At 47.5% G+C, this 18,827-nt stretch carries 13 protein-coding genes; 10 read left to right on the top strand and 3 right to left on the bottom strand.

The window, feature by feature from the left end:
* Positions 1–63 precede the first annotated feature (63 nt).
* The gene (locus ACO6V5_RS15705) at positions 64–522 is read right to left on the bottom strand and encodes a DUF29 domain-containing protein (RefSeq protein WP_422139844.1); all 459 of its coding nucleotides are present in this window, start codon (positions 520–522) and stop codon (positions 64–66) included.
* A 163-nt stretch (positions 523–685) separates the two neighbouring features.
* On the opposite strand from ACO6V5_RS15705, the gene ettA reads away from it, so the two are divergent.
* Entirely contained in the window at positions 686–2,353 is a 1,668-nt protein-coding gene (gene ettA, locus ACO6V5_RS15710) for an energy-dependent translational throttle protein EttA (RefSeq protein ID WP_422139843.1), read from the top strand.
* Positions 2,354–2,724: 371 nt separating this feature from the next.
* Here the strand turns inward: ettA and ACO6V5_RS15715 are convergent, their stop codons facing one another.
* On the bottom strand, positions 2,725–3,213 hold the full coding sequence (locus ACO6V5_RS15715) for a hypothetical protein (protein WP_422136829.1): 489 nt from the start codon (positions 3,211–3,213) through the stop codon (positions 2,725–2,727).
* 247 nt (positions 3,214–3,460) lie between these two features.
* Here ACO6V5_RS15715 and ACO6V5_RS15720 point away from each other — a divergent pair, with 247 nt between their 5' ends.
* Positions 3,461–5,329 (top strand): RNA ligase family protein, encoded by a 1,869-nt coding sequence (locus tag ACO6V5_RS15720; protein ID WP_422409639.1) that lies wholly within the window; start codon positions 3,461–3,463, stop codon positions 5,327–5,329.
* 167 nt (positions 5,330–5,496) lie between these two features.
* Here the strand turns inward: ACO6V5_RS15720 and ACO6V5_RS15725 are convergent, their stop codons facing one another.
* The gene (locus tag ACO6V5_RS15725) at positions 5,497–6,048 is read right to left on the bottom strand and encodes a hypothetical protein (RefSeq protein WP_422136827.1); all 552 of its coding nucleotides are present in this window, start codon (positions 6,046–6,048) and stop codon (positions 5,497–5,499) included.
* Between the two features lie 351 nt (positions 6,049–6,399).
* Here ACO6V5_RS15725 and ydiJ point away from each other — a divergent pair, with 351 nt between their 5' ends.
* The 8 genes from ydiJ (at position 6,400) to hemL (ending at position 18,825) form a co-directional block, all read left to right on the top strand.
* Positions 6,400–9,480 carry a D-2-hydroxyglutarate dehydrogenase YdiJ gene (gene ydiJ, locus ACO6V5_RS15730; protein WP_422409641.1) on the top strand — a complete coding sequence of 1,027 codons (3,081 nt, stop codon included), beginning with the start codon at positions 6,400–6,402 and terminating at the stop codon, positions 9,478–9,480.
* 349 nt (positions 9,481–9,829) lie between these two features.
* A complete protein-coding gene (locus ACO6V5_RS15735) occupies positions 9,830–11,551 on the top strand; it encodes a hypothetical protein (RefSeq protein WP_422409643.1) in 1,722 nt (573 codons plus the stop codon).
* 318 nt (positions 11,552–11,869) lie between these two features.
* Positions 11,870–13,030: a hypothetical protein gene (locus ACO6V5_RS15740; RefSeq protein ID WP_422409645.1), complete on the top strand. Its 1,161-nt coding sequence runs from the start codon at positions 11,870–11,872 to the stop codon at positions 13,028–13,030.
* Positions 13,031–13,171: 141 nt separating this feature from the next.
* Positions 13,172–14,143, top strand: coding sequence for a hypothetical protein (locus ACO6V5_RS15745; protein ID WP_422136823.1), 972 nt, complete (start codon positions 13,172–13,174; stop codon positions 14,141–14,143).
* A 72-nt stretch (positions 14,144–14,215) separates the two neighbouring features.
* Positions 14,216–15,277, top strand: a complete 1,062-nt coding sequence (locus tag ACO6V5_RS15750) for a hypothetical protein (protein WP_422136822.1) — start codon at positions 14,216–14,218, stop codon at positions 15,275–15,277.
* 188 nt (positions 15,278–15,465) lie between these two features.
* Complete coding sequence (gene radA / locus ACO6V5_RS15755; RefSeq protein ID WP_422409647.1) at positions 15,466–16,839, top strand: DNA repair protein RadA; 1,374 nt, start codon at positions 15,466–15,468, stop codon at positions 16,837–16,839.
* A 62-nt stretch (positions 16,840–16,901) separates the two neighbouring features.
* The gene (thiE, locus tag ACO6V5_RS15760) at positions 16,902–17,516 is read left to right on the top strand and encodes a thiamine phosphate synthase (protein WP_422136820.1); all 615 of its coding nucleotides are present in this window, start codon (positions 16,902–16,904) and stop codon (positions 17,514–17,516) included.
* A gap of 13 nt (positions 17,517–17,529) precedes the next feature.
* On the top strand, positions 17,530–18,825 hold the full coding sequence (hemL, locus tag ACO6V5_RS15765; protein WP_422136819.1) for a glutamate-1-semialdehyde 2,1-aminomutase: 1,296 nt from the start codon (positions 17,530–17,532) through the stop codon (positions 18,823–18,825).
* Positions 18,826–18,827: the final 2 nt, after the last annotated feature.

Below are 18,827 nucleotides of genomic sequence, written 5' to 3' on the forward strand. Positions count from 1 at the left end.
CTGTTCAGGATTTCGTATCGAAAAAGTTTCATGTCAATTTGAGCGAGACTCATGGGCTCTGACTTAGCTTTCTGGCAGCCAGTCCTCAGTCATGATTTGTTCAAAGCTCCAGGGGGAGTCAGCCGGGAAATCATCGGGCTTACATTTCATGTCAGCCGCTGCATCTCTTTTTGCAGACCGATAGGCTTTTGGCAAGACCTCATCAATCTTACTGTTTAGGCCAGGGTTATCTTCGAGTAGATCGAAGATGGCACCTCGTTGTTTAGCGATACTGACCAGCCAGCTCCTGTACCAGTCCGTCATTGTGTGCTGATCGTCTTTTCCAGACTGCATTTGCCATTTCAGCAGGTGCAAGAGCAATTCTTTAACACAACTGCGTAAAGCCTGATACTGAGCCTTACCCATGTCTTCAATTTCCTCTACCAGATTGGCAATATCAAGTTCATTGAAACGACCTTGCCTAATCAACTCGGCCTGACGATACGACCAGCTATAGAAATCAGTGTCATACAGGTTTTCCATAAAAATACCTCCATTGCCCTAACACTGTAGGCAAAGAACGGAAGGGAATCAAAATGAAGCATGCAGAGGCTGACGCCTTTGCGGAGTAAGTACGAGCATACAGAAATGCCTCAAAAGTGCTATTATACGGAGGCTTCAGTCAAACCTATTATGGATGCCTAAATTGTCACAATACGTCTATACCATGAACCGGGTGAGCAAGATCGTTCCCCCAAAGCGCCAGATTCTTAAAGACATTTCCCTCTCTTTTTTCCCCGGTGCCAAAATTGGCGTCCTGGGTCTGAACGGTGCCGGTAAGTCCACTCTGCTGCGCATCATGGCTGGTGTCGATCAGGAATTTGATGGCGAAGCCCGTCCACAACCCGGTCTGAATGTTGGTTACCTGCCTCAGGAGCCGCAACTGACACCCGGTAAAACAGTCCGTGAAGTGGTGGAAGAGGCACTAGGTGAAATCAAGGAAGCCCAGGACAAGCTGGAAGCCGTTTACGCAGCTTACGCTGAGCCCGATGCGGACTTTGACGCCCTGGCGACAGAACAGGCCAGACTGGAAAACATTATTCAGGCGGCCGATGCCCATAACCTGGAGCGCAAACTGGACGTCGCTGCCGACGCTCTGCGTCTTCCCGAGTGGGACGCTGTCGTAGACAATCTGTCAGGTGGTGAGCGCCGTCGTGTAGCTCTTTGCCGCCTGTTGCTCTCCAGTCCCGAAATGCTGCTGCTGGACGAGCCTACTAACCACCTGGATGCCGAGTCAGTGGCCTGGCTGGAGCGCTTTCTCGTTGAATATCCGGGAACCGTTGTGGCTATCACCCACGATCGTTACTTCCTGGATAACGCAGCGGGCTGGATTTTGGAGCTGGACCGTGGCCACGGTATACCCTGGGAAGGTAACTACAGCGACTGGCTGGAGCAAAAAGAAGCCCGACTCGAGCAGGAAAGCAAGCAACAGGACGCTCATCGAAAAGCGATGCAACAGGAACTGGAATGGTCCCGCTCAAATGCCAAAGGTCGCCAGTCCAAATCCAAAGCACGTCTGGCACGCTTTGAAGAGATGCAGTCCCAGGAATTTCAGGCCCGTAACGAAACCAACGAAATCTACATTCCACCCGGCCCACGTCTGGGTGATAAGGTTCTGGAATTCAATCATGTTTCCAAAGGCTTTGGTGATCGGCTGCTGATCGACGACCTGAATTTCAGCATTCCCAAGGGTGCTATTGTCGGTATCATCGGGGGTAACGGTGCTGGTAAAACCACCCTGTTCAAGATGATTACCGGAGACGAACAGCCTGATTCCGGAAGCATCGAACACGGCGAGACGATCAAAATCTCTAATGTTCAGCAGATGCGTGACGAGCTGAAAGACGACAAAACTGTTTTTGAAGCGATCTCCGATGGCCAGGACATTCTTCGCATCAATGGCTACGAAATGCAGTCCCGCAAATACATTGGTCGTTTCAACTTCAAAGGCGGTGACCAGCAGAAGCGTGTGGGTGAGCTCTCCGGTGGTGAGCGCGGTCGACTGCAATTGGCCGCGACACTGAAAGAAGGCGGCAATGTACTGCTACTTGACGAACCCTCCAACGACCTTGATGTTGAGACCCTGCGTGCACTGGAAGATGCACTTCTGGCCTTCCCGGGCTGCGCCATGGTGATCTCTCACGATCGCTGGTTCCTGGATCGCGTGGCCACACATATCCTGGCTTACGAAGGCGATTCCAAAGTCACCTTCTTCGAGGGCAACTACACCGAGTACGAAGCCGATCGCAAAGAGCGTCTGGGTGAAGAGGCAGCGGGCCCTCATCGTATGAAATACAAGCGTATTGATGCCTGATTGCCAGCCGACTAGGAGCCTGACCGAGAATAGCGCCCGTAGCGAGGACGGCAGAAAATTGAGGATGAAAATTCGGTTTTGTGAGGAGAATAGCGAGCTATTTGACGAACAAAAGCGGATTTTCAGACCAATTTGCTGCCGCCGCAGTAGGGCAGTCTATTCTCGGTCAGGCTCCTAGAGCGTAGCTTTCTGGCTACGCTCTTCAGTCAGCAGTGCGTGATTCGTCCGGTTACTCAGCCATTGACTGAGACCTGAGAGTAGGTCCCCTGTAATATGAAAAAACGACGAATGTCTGCTTCAACCGATCGACAAAGCCCCGAAAAGAAATGGAAACATTTGTTTTCGGGGCTCTCAATTTGTCTGGCTGCGCTCTAAAAGTTGCTGCGGCCATGCATGGGAACAACTTTGACTTTGAATCTACTAAGTTCAGCCATTGGATCTCCAGCGTTGAATAATGGCAGCTTCTCATCAAGTTTATTTGAGTAGTCGATAACACAATCAGTGTTATATCCACTTAGTTGCGGAACTTGTGAAATTATTTCATTTGGATTTGTCGTTCCATCCAACTGTTGTATTATCAGCCCCTCTGCGGAATTTTCACCTGCGTAAATCCTCATCCCCCTACCCATAATGAAGAATGGTTCATCGGCTCCTAACTCTGTTGCAACCTTCAGTGCTGATCTTAATTTTATATAGTGGATTCTTTTTCCATCAATTGAAATTGGTGGATTCAACCTGAATTCCTGTTCGTAAAACAGCAATCCTTCTTTAGTTCGAACGCACTCCATTGTCTTCTCTGCAAAGGCTTCGAAAGACATGCACATAATAACTATTGGCAATATCAGATAGGATTTAAACATCTCATAACCTTTTGAACAACGTGTTTAAAATAATACACATTTGTTTTTTTTCAACATCAACCGAGACCCGGTACAGTAATGCTCTTCAGCACTTCCGGCTACTTGCTTTTTAAGCGGTCACGAACGAAAAAGTACTTAAGAGCCGTTTCTTTTCAGACCCTGACCGCTTAATCCCGAATAAGAATAGAACTTTCCTAAGATTCATCTAGTCTTCTCACTTCTGCAAAATAATTCAGGATTTATGGCTATGCTGTTTAAGGCACTCGGTAGTTTGCGTCTTGGTTTGATGTGCACTATTACAGGCTCAATACTGTCAAATAGTGCACAAGCTTCCGGAGCGGTTTTTATTGGGAGAATGGGAAGCTTGGCAGTACAGGTTCAGGGAGATAAGGCCCTGTTTAAAAACAACGAAATGCTTCACAAAAGCAACCCGTTGTCTCTGGCAATGGATAACAAAGGCATTCAAAAAATAGAAATAAAACCGGACAAGATAGAAATTTACAAAGATAAAAACAACTTGCCAGACACCATTTATTTTCCACTACTGATTGAGCCAACCCCATCGGCCACAGGCATTCAAACCATTGACCAAACCAGAGGGCTACAACTACTGAACGACAGCGTTATATCACTGGCAACCACCGTAATCGATAAAACCATCGTTCTTTCTACACCCACTCTGTACGCCCCGCCAACGGAATACAACTCTAAAACGATCGCTTATTCTGAGCTGGAACTCTATCAGGAGACTCAAAATACATTTTATGCGACAGCTTCTATTCCTATGCTGACCCCTGTGTCCTCAGCGGCATCCGAGGGGGATTATATTGACCTTGATTTTGAAACTCGGGATACCATCAGGGTTTACCCAAAAGGAAAGGACTCTGACTCCACATCCGGTTTTTTTGAGCAGATTATCAGAAAAGTGCCTGATAGCCCTGAGAAAAAAAGCGAAAACGGAGGGCAACAGGAAAAGCAAACGACCAATTCGTCCGGTGATGACCCCAACTCGGAAGACACTACTTCAGAAGACACTACTTCAGAAGACACTACTACAGAAGCGACAACAGATTCCTCGACCACAGTCGAAACTGCTTCAACCCCCACACTGCGATCGGAAGCCTCAGCGCTGGATGAAAAAGCTGATCTAACGCCGAAGCCTCTATCTGAAAATTTCAACACGTATCACTCAATAGAAAACAGTTCGAATCAAATCGTGCTTGATGCCATTAGAGCATTCATTGAAGAAAATGATGAACAGGATCTTTCATGGGTCGTACTTGAAAAAATTCACGGCTGCAACTACAGCTTCTGGACGGACGGCAGCATTGTTAAGGTGGGTAGAAGGAATGATTGGATTGGTGAAGATGAAAACTTTTTTAACCACCGCCCGGTAAATGAACAATACAGAGAAATGATTCTTGATATGCACCGGAAGTTCTGTAAAGAAGGAGACATTTTAAATGTTACGGGCGAACTCTACGGCAAATCTATTCAGAAAGAAATTTTTTATCAGGATAATATAAAATTTGCGGCTTTTGACATTTTCGTCAACAAACAAAAAATAGATTATAACACTTTTAAACGGTGGACTTCAGCCATTGGTATCCCTACGGTTACAGAGATAAAAATATGTGACTCCCTTGAAAGTGCTCTTTCTTTCAATCCGGTTTTTACAAGTTTTCATAGTCAAACCGGTGATGTTGCAGAAGGTGTTGTTATTAAGCCTGTGCAGCCTAAATTTTTAAAATACCAAAAACCTGTCATTTTAAAAATAAAAAACCCGAGATTTGCTGAAACCAATTTTAAAAAAGCACTTCCTAACGAAAATAAAAAAATAAAGCAAGAGAATCAGATTATACTCTCCTCACTTCTTGCAAAAGTAACGGAAAACCGTCTTTGTTCTGTTACTTCAAAATCAGATAAATTAACAACAAAAAACACTAATAAAATTAAAGGCGAACTTGTTAAGGACATTTTAGATGAATATGAAAGAGAGAATGAGCTAGCTGCCAAGAGTAAAGTAAACGATAACAAACAGTGGAAACTTATAATTTCTGAATTATTTAAAGCCGCATATCAACTGATAAATGATCGGCCTGAGACTTTTCAATAACCGGGAAAGCCTGTTGACTAGTTTGACTCGTTCCTATGCCGGTTCATGGTAATGAGTCATTCTTTGTGAAACTCTATAGCCAAACCTCACCCCTCGATAAGAGTTAACTACGAATTGAAAAAATCACACCAAATGAAAGAATGTCTTTGAAAACCTTTTTCTAGATGTTACTCATCCCAATTTTCAGTACAATTGATTGAAGAGTTTTCATAACGCATATAATTACGTTCATATAAAAATGGTCTCAATACCCCCTCAAAGACTTTTCTAAAGGCATATGGGAAGCGTGATAATTGTAACTGTGGCGTTATAGATAATATGGTAATTAAAGCAGTAATTGTTAGCACCGGAAAAAGATCAAATAATGCTTTATTTAATTCCTGGATGTTCGTTATATTTCTCTTTAGCTCAGCCCGTGTATCTTCTGGCAAAAGAAACCAGTAGAAAAAAATAAAATAATGGTTAAATAAACAACTATCTCTCGCATACGTATATATAGTATTGCAATCAATATGGTAAGAACTACCTAAACCAGCATTCGGGTCAGCTCCATATACTAATAATAAAAAAATAATCTGCATGCTTTCTGTCTCAAAAATGGCTGGATGGAAAGAAGAATAGCCAATAAATCTAATACAAAAAGCAGACACATTGGGATCAGCCCCATTTTGAAGTAAATGAAGTATCATCTCAACACTTCCATGCTGAAGAGCTGCCACTATTGGATAGACAGCCTCTTCATAGATTTCTTCATCTTCAACTACTCCATCGAACTCCCTTACATTAATATCTTTTCCTTGCGTAACGAGCAGAGTAACTTTCTCCTTATCTGCACTTTTTATGGCATCTAAAAACTCTCCGGAATAAACATAAATTGGATATAAAAAAAACGCATCTTAATAAACCTGAAAAATTGTAACCCAGTGCAATATAGCACCGAAATCATGAAACAACTAAATGAGCAAAAATCCCCACTGACTAAAGACTTTTAATTGCGTACAATACGCAGTCCGAGAAACGTCACCTTCGCTTCGCAAGACGATAAAACAGCAAAGCCCGGGAGTAGGAAAGTGATCAGCAAACTGAACCAACAGGCCGTCAATGCCACCAGCGCAGAAGGGACGCTGTATCAGAATTTTGCCGATCGGCTGGCCAGCTCCGGATTCCAGGGCGATATAGAGCTGGGCTATGCAGAACGGACTGTGCTGGCTACTGACAACTCGATCTATCAGGTGTATCCGGCAGGTGTCCTATACCCCAAAGGCACCGAAGATCTGAGCACAATGTTGTCATTGGCTAATGAACCTTCTTTTCAAACGGTTGTACTCTCTCCAAGGGGAGGAGGTACCGGCACCAACGGCCAGTCACTAACCTCGGGATTTATGGTAGACACCAGTCGCTATATGAATCAGGTTCTGGAGATCAACCCTGAAGAGCGCTGGGCAAGGGTTCAAAGCGGTACCGTCAAAGACTATCTGAATGATCTGGCTGCAAAGCACGGACTGTTTTTTGCCCCGGAACTGTCCACCAGCAACCGGGCGACAGTGGGTGGCATGGTGAACACCGATGCCAGTGGTCAGGGTTCGGTTGTCTATGGCAAAACCCGCCATCATGTCCTTGAACTGACCTCGGTCTTTGCTGATGGCACCGTATGGAACTCATCACCACTGACAGAACAGGAGCTTGATGAAATCTGTCAGCGCAAAGACCGCGCAGGGCAGGTTCACAAAACGGTGATTGAAGCCTATAACCAGAATAAAGATCGTGTCGAAACCATCTTTCCAAAGCTCAACCGTAATCTGACCGGCTACGATCTGGCCAACATCCGCAGAAAAGATCCTGTGAACCCTGAAGACGTTGGCAAGTTTGATCTCAATGCCATTCTCTGCGGTTCTGAAGGGACTCTGGCCATGATCAGTGAAATCAAGGTCAACCTTCTGCCTATACCCGACACCTCTGCACTGGTTCTGGTGTTCTACTCCAGCTTTCAGGAATCTCTGAGGGATGCCCAGTCTCTTATGCAAGCGACTCCAAGCTCGGTTGAAACCATTGATTCCAAAGTTCTGTCGCTCGCCAAAGCAGACAGTGTCTGGGAGAGCGTCAAAGAGTACTTTCCGGATGATGTTGATCAAATAGACGGCATTAACTTTGTTGAATACACCGGCCAGTCGCAAGCCGATATTGAAAAAGGTATTGAACGCTTAAAAGCAGAGTTGGACAAGCCATCGGAAATCCAACGGGTGGGTCACAGCGTTGTGACAGGAACTCCAAACGTTAAAAAGATCTGGAATATGCGCAAGCAGTCCGTGGGATTGCTGGGCAACATGGAAGGCGACGCACGACCTATACCCTTTGTAGAAGACGTTGCCGTGCCACCAGAGAATCTGGCTGCTTTTATCGCTCGCTTCCGGGCGTTACTGGATAGCCATAACCTGTCTTATGGCATGTTTGGTCATGTCGACGCCGGGGTTCTCCATGTAAGACCCGCCATTGATATGAAAGATCTTGAGCAGGAGGTTCTGGTCAGAACCATCAGTGATGAAGTCTCTGCGCTGGCGAAAGCCCATGGTGGCGTCCTTTGGGGAGAGCATGGCAAAGGCGTTCGCTCTGAATACGCACCCGACTTTTTTCAGGATCTTTACCCGGTGCTGCAAAACATCAAAAGTGCTTTCGACCCCCATAATCAGTTGAATCCGGGAAAAATAGCGACACCCTCCACCCGGGCATCAGAAACCCTGCTGAAGATTGACGGTGTGCAAACCCGTGGCCAGCTGGACAGAACCATCGAAAGAAAAGCCTTCGATGCTTTTACCCATGGCATGTATTGCAATGGCAATGGCGCCTGCTTCAACTACAATCCCAACAGCGCCATGTGTCCAACCTGGAAGGCCACTCTGGATAGAACTCAATCACCCAAAGGCCGATCAGGACTGGTACGTGAATGGTTGCGACTGCAAAGCGCGGCGGGCAGCAACATCTCTGAAGCAATGGACGAAGCTCGCCAGTCCGGACTTTTCTATAACGCCATGGACAAGACCCGCAACAGCATTGCCAAGCTGCGAGGCAAGGAAGATTTCAGTCATGATGTTTATGAAGCACTGGACAGCTGTATGAGCTGTAAGTCCTGTGCAGGTCAGTGCCCTATTCAGGTGAATGTGCCTGACCTGAGGTCCCGGTACTTTGAGCTTTACCACACTCGCTACCTGCGCCCTGCTAAACATCATGCTGCTGCGATGTTGGAACCCGTTCTGCCAACACTGGCAAAAGCCAAATCTGTTTACAACCGTGTGGCCAACTCGGGTTTGATGAACAAGCTTTCGGCCAAAACGTCCGGTCTTCAGGATCTGCCGACTATCACCAGTGCATCCCCTCTGGAAGACAGCTGTCGTTCTGGTGCCTCCGTGGCCTCAGACAGTCTGCTTGCTTCCATGACAGAAAAAGAGCTGGCTCGAACGGTGGTGATTGTTCAGGACGCCTTTACCAGTTTTTTCGAAACTCCGGTATTGACTGACCTGGTCGAGCTGTTGGTCAGACTCGGTTATCGTCCTCTCGTTGCGCCCTATAAACCCAACGGCAAAGTGTTGCATGTCTATGGTTTTCTGGGGCGTTTTGAGAAAGTCGCGAAAACCAATGCCAGAGCACTCAAAAAACTGGCCGATAAAGGTGTAGCCCTGATAGGGATTGATGCTGCCGTTACCCTGACTTATCGCGATGAATACCATGAGATCATGGGTGAAGAAGCTCCCAAAGTGCAATTACTCTCGGAATGGTTTGCCAGTCAGGCAGATACCATTCGTGAGCTTCAGTTAAATCTGAATGGTGAGTTCAAGCTGCTGGGGCACTGCACGGAGACCACGAATGCGCCAGCAGCACCGGCACAGTGGCAAAAGCTGTTTGCCGCCTGTGGACTAAAACTGACTTACCAGGCTACTGGCTGTTGCGGTATGGCGGGTATCTACGGACATGAAACCCGTAACCAGGAAACGTCCCGCAAGCTATACGACATGAGCTGGAAACCTGTGATCGAGAATCCTGACAACCAGGATCAACTGTTGGCTACCGGCTACTCCTGTAGAAGTCAGGTTAAGCGTTTTGGGAATACCGAGATTCCTCACCCGGTCTCAAGGCTGTTGGCCTTGATGAACGAGTAAAATAACAGTGCTCAACCCACTGCCAACAGCTCTGACAGCTCATTAGGATTCTCAATCAGATCAGCCAGCGTGCAACCTTCCAAAACCACCATGAACGCTGACACAGGGGGTCATCGTACTGATTCGTGAGCAGATTGAAATCCCGGGCGCTCACCAGGATTCGGCCCTCACAAGGAAATCTGATCTGTACTGAAGAGTGCTCAGGGTGCTCTCCTGCTGACGCCTTTTTGTCATCTCCACTCACTGTTAAAGCTTATCTAAATGTTGAATCAGGTTTCTGACTCTGATCCTGACTCTGTTTCTGTTGCTAGATTCTTGATAAAGAGGTTTTAAAACAGGGAAGTAAACAATGACTCAGGGTCTTTATGAACAGGTTCGGGATCTGACGCTAGATCGTAATAAGTTTGCACCGGGTACCAGGGTTGGACTCAATGACCAATACGAACTGGTGGAAGTAATAGCCAGCTATAAAGACTGGATTGTCACTCATCCGGACCCGGTTCGCCTGAGAAACCTGCTCGGCTCGCTAATTCAATCAGCCCAGGATGTGAATCAATACCTCAACCTCAGTGATCGTTCCGCCTCAATGCTTGAAGCAAAGGTAGCGGGAGAGCTGGACTTCTCAGTACTGACCAAACAGGTCGCAGCATTCCTGAAAACCCCCGCTTGTCAGATCATTCGTACCAGAGAGCAGCTCAATAATCTGCTGCAAGCTTCCGTCAAAGCCAAAAAAACCGGGAAAAATATTCAGGTCGAACTGAAACAAACCCTGCATGAAGGCTTTTCAAGATTCTGCGACTTTATGGACGTCAGCGATCTCAACCAGCTGGTCGGATTCTACAGAACAGCACTGTTTGAATGGCTGGATGAATTCAGTCATCTGTGCGCAACTCAGGGCGATCTGAATGACCTGTATCAGACCACCCGGAACTGTTTTGATGCCTTCACCAAAGACCTTATTACTGAGACTCAGGGCAATGTTGTCACGCCTTCTTCTGCCAAGGCAGCGAATCAGGTTGCAAAAGATGAGAAGCGACAGTGGGATGATAATGCCGAATCACTGATTGAAATGGATGGCTGGTTGCAATCATCCAACACTGAAAATCTGGAACGACTGCTGAAGAAGATCCGTCAGGATAAAGATCTTGGTGACAGGTTTCTGAAAGTTAAAGGGTTTGAACTCAGATCCCGTCTGGAAAAATGTCCTGACGCCGTAGCTATGGACCTGAAGAGCATGAAGCTTTCACTGGATGATCACCTCCTGCGCATTACAAAGCCTCAGCGCAAGAAACAAGATCCTCTTTATCAAATTGTTCTCTCTGTTGCCCGGCAGCAGAGCACCGACATTATTGCCCGTCTGCCACAGGATGATCCTGACATGATGGGTCTTGGTCTTTATCTGAAATACCCGAATGTGTTGGCTCGATGTAAGTCAGCCCTCGTGCATCAGCTCATTCTTCTGATTCAACTCAGCCCGGAAATGGAAGAGCACTATATTACCGTAGCCTCAAAACATTATCTGAGGCACCAGAACGGCTTGATGGTTGCCCGGTCACCGCTTTTGTGCAAAGCCACCCGAAGTACACTGCTACTGTCTGACTTTACCCAGGAAAAAACTATCACTCTGGAATTCATCAAACATTACCCAAAAGCGGCTCTGGACATTGAGCCGACTGTTTTTAAAAAACTACTTGCTCACCCTGATCTGGCCGACTTCTGGCCCAGGTTTATCGCAGAAAATGCGACCCGGCTCAGTATTGAAAACTGGCAACAGCTCTTTTCTGGAAACCCTTCCGGTTTTCATCAATTGATCACCCGACAAATGTCAGCAACACCTCCCGTGGTTTGCCGGTTTCCCAACGCTTTCGCAGCTCAGGTAAAGAGCTTCCTGAAAAACAACCCGGATATGTTAAGCAAAGTACTGAAGTTACCCAGACAGGTAGAAAGTGCTGGTTACAGAACGTTGATAGCCATCGCCCAATCACTCTCTTTTGAAATTGCCACCCTCTCGGAAATCAAACCTGATTCAGGTTTGAAATCAGAGGAAATTGGCAGCTCAAGTCAATACTGAATCATAAACGACGATAGACAAATGAACTCGGCATCGCAGGCAAGACCATGCCTGCGGCCGAAACACGGCCTGAAGCCAAGGTTGTATGAGTAGAGGTGTTTGGTATCGACAGTTGAAATAAAAATTGTCAACTAACGCCAAAAAACTGCTGATAAGGCCAGTGTTGTCATGAATACTCCGGGCGTTAATTACTTAGAAGACATTTTCTAGCACGGTGAAACCTTTGTTTTTGAAAAAATACTTATTTTCTTGATCTATCAATTTTCTGGTCTAGCCTCTCAATTCTTAAAAACACAAAACAGATGTAAGGATAAAGCTTTGAAAAAGCCATTTTCCAAGGCACTGCTGTTATTGCTAATATTGCTGCCTGTTACCTGTAATGCCAAATCTTTTAAAAGACATTTTATTGTCGAGTTTGAACAAGATGGAGGCGTTCCAGAAAGGAGTTTTTTCATAGAATACAATAAAAACACATTGTCGTACGATAAGTCATATTCTGCCGAAACAAATGATGACTCAGGATCAATTTTTCCGCCTGATCACAAATCATACAGACTTGGCGATTATGGAGAAACAACGCCTCTTATTGAATCAATCCCGTGGGAATTGATTTATGTCGCTCATCTGCTGGTTGCTTACAAGCTGGTTCTGACCACCAGCGCCCCGCTTCTGAGCGCCAAACCCTATTCATGGATACCCGCAGAAGCGTTTGTCGCTGTCGGCATACTTTTGAAAAGCTATTGGAACTCCAATTCATCGCTGTTTAACCCGGTGGATCAACTGGAGACAAGTCAGGATCATCCGTTTGCGATCACCACTATGGTGCTTCCGGGACAGGATCAAACAAAAAATGGCCAACAAAACCAGGCATCAGCATCATCCGGTCAGCAGGCCTCAGGAACAATCACCCGTAGAGGCTTTTTCGCCAGGTTTCTGTCTCGCGGCTCTGGCGAAGGCAAAGAAAACCCCGAACAACATCAGCATACTTTCGGCTTAAATTGTTACGTCGATTCCTGTAATGGCGTTTGTCAATTCCGATCACAAGCTGATAGCAGCAGGCAACCTGATAGAGGTGAGGAGTGCCCCATATGCTTTGAAATGTTTGGAAAAGTAACTGTGACTCCCTGTTGTTCGAATAAAATTGACACACACTGTTTAAAAGAGATATTTCTGAGCACTTCACCAGGGTCAACGAAAACCTGTCCATTTTGCAGAAGAGATCTGTCTTTCCTGGCAGAATCACCGGATTTTGCAGCAAGTGTAGAATCACAGCAGGACTTAACAGTTGCTGATAACAAGCCTTCGGGTATCAGTTCCTCACAAACGGCCTCTTTCACTAACACTATGAGAGCACTTGATCTAGCAGTCTGCGAGGTGATCCTAATGGACGGGATTGGCAGGGTGTTGCCATGTGGGAAGGTCTGCAAAAATCACGCAGCCCTGGCCAATCATGTATCACACTTCCACTTTCGCCGATGAAACTGTGACGTGGCCAGAGAGCCCCCTCTATGATTGGAGCGGGGAATTTCATACCAATCGATCATTTTTTCTTGATTTAACAACGTTCTGATCTAGCCTCTCTATTTCAAAAAATACGAAATAGATATTAAGGATGACCCCTTGAGAAAACCATTTTCTGCGGCATTGCTGTTCTTGCTGATGTCGTTGTCTGTTATCTGTTACGCCGAACCTTACAACAATGCCCTGAGCGCCAAACCTTATTCATGGATACCGGTAGAAGCGTTTGTCGCCGTCGGCATGCTTTTGAAAAGTGATTGGAACTCCAATTCATTGCTGTTCAACCCGACGGATCAACTGGAGGCCAGTCAGGATCATCCGTTTGCCATCACTACTATGGTACTTCCCGGACTGGGTCAACAAAAAAATGACCAGCAAAGCCAGGCATCAGCATCATCCAATCAGCAGGCCTCAGTAACAACCACCCACCTTAAAAACTGTTTCGCCCAGCTCCAGACTTGCCGCCGCGACGGTAACGGGAACCCTGAACAACCCCAACATACTTTCGGTTTAGAGTGTTACGTCGATTCCTGTAATGGCGTTTGTCGATTTCGATCACCCGCTGCTAGCAGTATGTCACCTGAAGCAAGTGACGAATGCCCTATATGCTGTGAAACGTTTACCAATACGATTCTTACTCCTTGTTGTTCACAGAAAATTGACAAACACTGCTTGCAAGAGGCATTTGAGAAAACTGGGAACACCTGCCCATATTGCAGAGAAGATTTGTCTTTTCTAGCTCAATCACCGGATTTTTCTCCAAGTGAAGCAGATGGGGAGTGCCCTATATGCCATCAAATGTTTAGAGATGATGTACTTGTGACTCCCTGTTGTTCGAAAAGAGTCGAGACATGTTGTCTACTGGATGCTTTGGTATGGTCGGAGTCGGGACACTGCCCATTTTGCACAGCAGGCACGTTATCAGTATTACGATCACTAGGTTTTATAGCAAGCGCAGAGGCACCGCAGGACTTAACAGGTTCTGTTAACGGAGACTTGCCAATAGTTGGCGAGGATGGGCCATGTCAAAGAGTCTACAAGTATGTTAGAGACCTGATCGGGTATCTCGAATAAATATACCCCTGATGAGTTTCTGGTCTAGCCTCCACATTCTCAAAGACACAAAATAGCTGTCAGGTTAAACCTTTGAAAAACCCATTTTCAGCGGCACTGCTGTTATTGTTAATGTCGGTTTCTGTTATATGTTCCGCCGAACCGTCGAAAAGCTATTTTATTGCCGAGTTTGAACAGAATGGAGGCGTTCCAAAAGGGAGCGTTTCTATAAAACTCAACAGTTACGTTGAAACAACCTCTTTTATTGAATCGATATCGTGGGAGCTGATTTCTGCCACTCATCTGCTGGCGGCTAACAAACTGCTCCTGAACACCAGTGACACCTCTTTGAGCGCCAGACTTTATTCATGGATACCATTAGAAGCGCTTGTTGCTGTCGGAATGCTTTTGAAAAGCTATGGGAACCCGGATTCACCTCTGTTTAATCCGCTGGATCAACCGCAGGCAAGTCAGGATCATCCGTTTGCGATCACCACTATGGTCCTTCCGGGACAGGGTCAAACAGAAAGTGGCCAGCAAAGCCAGACATCAGCATCATCTGGTCAGCAGGCCTCAGGAACAATCAACCGTCTTATAGGCTCTTTTGCCAGGCTTCTCTCTTGCCACCGCGACGGTAATGGAGACCCCGAACAACAGCAGCACACTTACGGTTTAGATTGTTACGTCGACTCTTGTAAAGGCGTTTGTCGATTACGACCACCAGCTGAGAGCAGAAAGCTACCTGAAGCAAGTGCCGATTGCCCTATATGCTTTGAAATGTTTACCAATGCGATTCTTACGCCCTGCTGTTCACAGAAAATTGACAAACATTGTTTACAAAATATATTTCAGACAACTCCGGAAATCTGCCCGTATTGCAGAGTAGGCCTGTCTTCATTAGCAAACTCACCAGATTTTGTAGTACGCGATGGGGCACAGCAGCACTTGCCGGAGCCTTATGACGAGTCCCGGGGTGTCAGCTCCTCACAAACGGCCTCTTTCGATATCCATTCGAGAGTACGTGGTCCAATAGCTTGCAACATGATCTTAATCGACGAGAATGACGGCCTGCGGCAATGTGGGATAGTCTTCAGTAATTATGCGGCCCTGAGGACTCACATAGCAAGATACCACCCCCCAGCACCCGGGCCATGACAGGGAGCAGCCCTGAAGCTCGAAGTAAACAGGATTCTAAAAAACTGACTGATTGCACATACGACTTTTGCTGTCATGGCTGTGAGCCCTGTGCGAAAAAGGCTTCAGACTCGCAACAAAGAGATGGCGCTTTAAGTTGGAGCTGACACAAGGACAGGCTACCATACAGTTTTATCTGAAACCTTCTAATGGCCAAAGCAAAATCCAGAAAAGCCTATGTCTGCACCGAGTGCGGCAGCGAGTCCTCCAAGTGGCAGGGGCAATGTCCAGACTGTAAAGCCTGGAATACGTTCAAAGAGGTCAACCTGGGACCTGCGGCTTCCCCCTCTATTGGTGCCGTCAATAAATCAGGCTTTGCAGGCACCCTCAGTGGTCTTCAGACCCTGAGTGAGGTGGATGTTGCTGAAGCGCCCAGATTCAGCAGTGGCACGTCAGAGTTTGACCGGGTTCTCGGCGGTGGTTTTGTCAAAGGCAGTGCTGTCCTGATTGGCGGCCATCCGGGGGCTGGCAAGAGTACCATCCTGCTTCAGGTACTGTGTCATGTTGCCCAGAGCATGAATGCCCTTTATGTCTCCGGTGAGGAATCACTGCAACAGATTGCAGCCCGGGCCAAACGCCTCGACCTGCCTGCTGATCGCCTGAAGATGCTGGCAGAAACCTCAGCCGAAAATATTGTCGCTGTGGCCGAACAGGAGAAGCCAGGGGTTATTGTTATCGACTCTATCCAGGTCATGTATATGAACGGTGTGGATGCGGCTCCCGGAGGCGTTGCCCAGGTCAGGGAGTCCGCTGCCTTTCTCACCCGTTTTGCCAAACAGACAGGCACTGTCTTATTGTTGGTAGGCCATGTGACCAAAGATAATTCTCTGGCAGGCCCCATGACCCTGTCCCATATTATTGATACCCAGATCATGCTTGGAAATACTGATGATTCACGCTTCAGGGTTATGCGGGCAACCAAGAACCGATTCGGTCAGGTGAATGAGCTGGGCATCTTTGCCATGACGGAAAAGGGAATGAAAGAAGTCAAAAATCCTTCAGCCATTTTCCTGTCCCGGGCATCTGAGCCCACCTCAGGCAGCATTATCAATGTTTTGTGGGAAGGCACCCGCCCTCTTCTGGTGGAAATTCAGGCACTGGTCGTAGACTCGCAGCTAGGCAACCCAAGACGTGTAACAGTGGGACTGGATCAAAACAGGCTGGCCATGCTGCTGGCGATACTGACTCGACACGGGGGTATTTTTACCAGCGATCAGGATGTCTTTCTCAACGTGGTAGGGGGCGTGAAAGTCACAGAAACCAGCGCCGATCTGGCCGGTTTGCTGGCAGTCGTTTCCAGCCTGCGCGACAGTGCTCTGCCCCAAGACCTTTTTGCCTTTGGGGAAGTGGGCCTTGCGGGTGAAATCAGGCCCGTTGCCAATGGTCAGGAGCGCCTGATTGAAGCGGCCAAACATGGTTTCAGAAGAGCCATTGTTCCGGCAGCAAACAAGCCCAGAAAACCCATTGAAGGATTAACTGTTGTCGGTGTTCACAAACTGTCCGAGGCACTGGAGGCTATCTGAATTATCCGGGTCGACACTCATCCTGTTATAATCCGTCGAAATGTTTGAAATCAGGTTAGAACATGCTCAAAGGTCTCTACGGTGTAACCGACAGCCAGCTTCTCCCCGACGATCGTATTCTACTGGAAGCGGTTGAACAGGCTTTGATGGGCGGCATGAAAGTACTTCAGTACCGAGACAAAAGTCTGGATCATGAAAAGAGGTTCCGTCAGGCCAGTACTCTGAGAGTGCTCTGCCACACTTACGGGGCCCTTTTGATCATCAATGATGACATTGAACTGGCTGCAGAATCGGAAGCAGACGGCGTGCACCTGGGACAACAGGATGAATCCATAAAATCCGCCCGAAAAAGGCTCGGGGAATACGCTATTATTGGTATCAGCTGTGAAGGATCTCTCGATCTGGCCCACAAGGCTGTTGAGGAGGGTGCCGATTACATTGCCTTTGGACGTTTTTTCCCCTCACATACCAAGCCTGACGCCAAGCCTGCCGAGCCGTCACTTCTGCCTTCTGCCCGGGAGACCTTTGAAGTCCCTGTTGTAGCTATTGGAGGAATTACTGTGGATAATGCCCCGCAGCTCATAGAAGTGGGTGCTGATATGGTGGCAGTGGTTCATAATTTATTTGCTTCCACAGATATTCAGAGTCGTGCCCGCAGTTTTACTGAATTGTTTTAATCAGGAATAGATCATGTCCCTTCCCCATGAACGCTCTAGCACTCTGTTTACTGAAGCCCAGGCTGTCATCCCGGGGGGAGTCAACTCACCGGTCAGAGCGTTCAAGGGTGTCGGTGGCAAGCCAGTCTTCTTCAAAAGTGCCAAAGGTGCCTATATTCAAGATGTCGATGGCAACAGCCTGATTGATTATGTGGGTTCCTGGGGTCCGATGATTCTCGGACATAACCATCCGGATGTTGTCAGCGCCGTTCGCGATCAGGCTCTGGATGGAATGAGCTTTGGTGCGCCCACAACCCTGGAAACCGAGCTGGCTCTGAAAGTCCGTGAAATTTTTCCCTCCATGGAACTGCTCAGAATGGTGAGCTCGGGCACCGAAGCCACCATGAGTGCTATTCGTCTGGCCAGGGGCTTTACCGGCCGTGACAAAATTGTCAAGTTTGAAGGCAACTACCATGGCCATTCTGACTCACTGCTGGTAAAGGCTGGCTCTGGCGCACTGACTCTGGGAGTGCCAAGTTCTCCGGGAGTTCCTCAAGCTCTGGCAGAAAGCACTATTACACTGACGTACAACGACATTGACTCTGTTAAACAGGCTTTTGCAGAAACAGGCAGCGAAGTGGCCTGTATCATCGTCGAACCAGTGGCCGGTAACATGAACTGCATTCCCCCGGTCAAAGGTTTCCTTGAAGGTCTCAGAGAAGTATGTAGTGAGTACGGCGCCCTGCTAATCTTTGATGAAGTCATGACCGGATTCCGTGTTGCCCTGGGTGGAGCACAGGCTCACTATGGCGTAAAACCAGATCTGACGACACTGGGTAAAATCATAGGTGGCGGTCTGCCAGTGGGTGCTTTTGGTGGCCGAAAAGAGGTCATGGAGCACCTGGCTCCACTGGGACCGGTTTATCAGGCTGGTACCCTGTCTGGTAACCCGTTGGCTATGGCCGCAGGGCTGGCGACACTGAGAAACCTGAGCCGTCCCGGCTTCCACGCAGAACTTACCGAAAAAGCAGCGAAGTTACTGGCAGGCTTCAAGGAGAAAGCCTCACAACATGGTATTCCCCTGCAAACCTCTCAAGTGGGTGGTATGTTTGGTTTATTTTTCACTGACCAGCCTCGCGTCGACCGCTTTAATCAGGTAATGGCCTGCGATGGAACCTTCTATGGTCGCTTCTTCCACGCCATGCTGGATGAGGGAGTCTATCTGGCTCCCTCCGCATTCGAAGCCGGATTTATATCCGAAGCTCATGGTGATCTGGAGATTCAGAAAACCATAGAGGCTGCGGATCGTGCTTTTCTTCACTGTCGATAAGG

Source organism: Endozoicomonas sp. ALD068 (genome assembly GCF_049310145.1).
In the GTDB taxonomy this organism is placed as follows: Bacteria; Pseudomonadota; Gammaproteobacteria; order Pseudomonadales; family Endozoicomonadaceae; genus Endozoicomonas_A.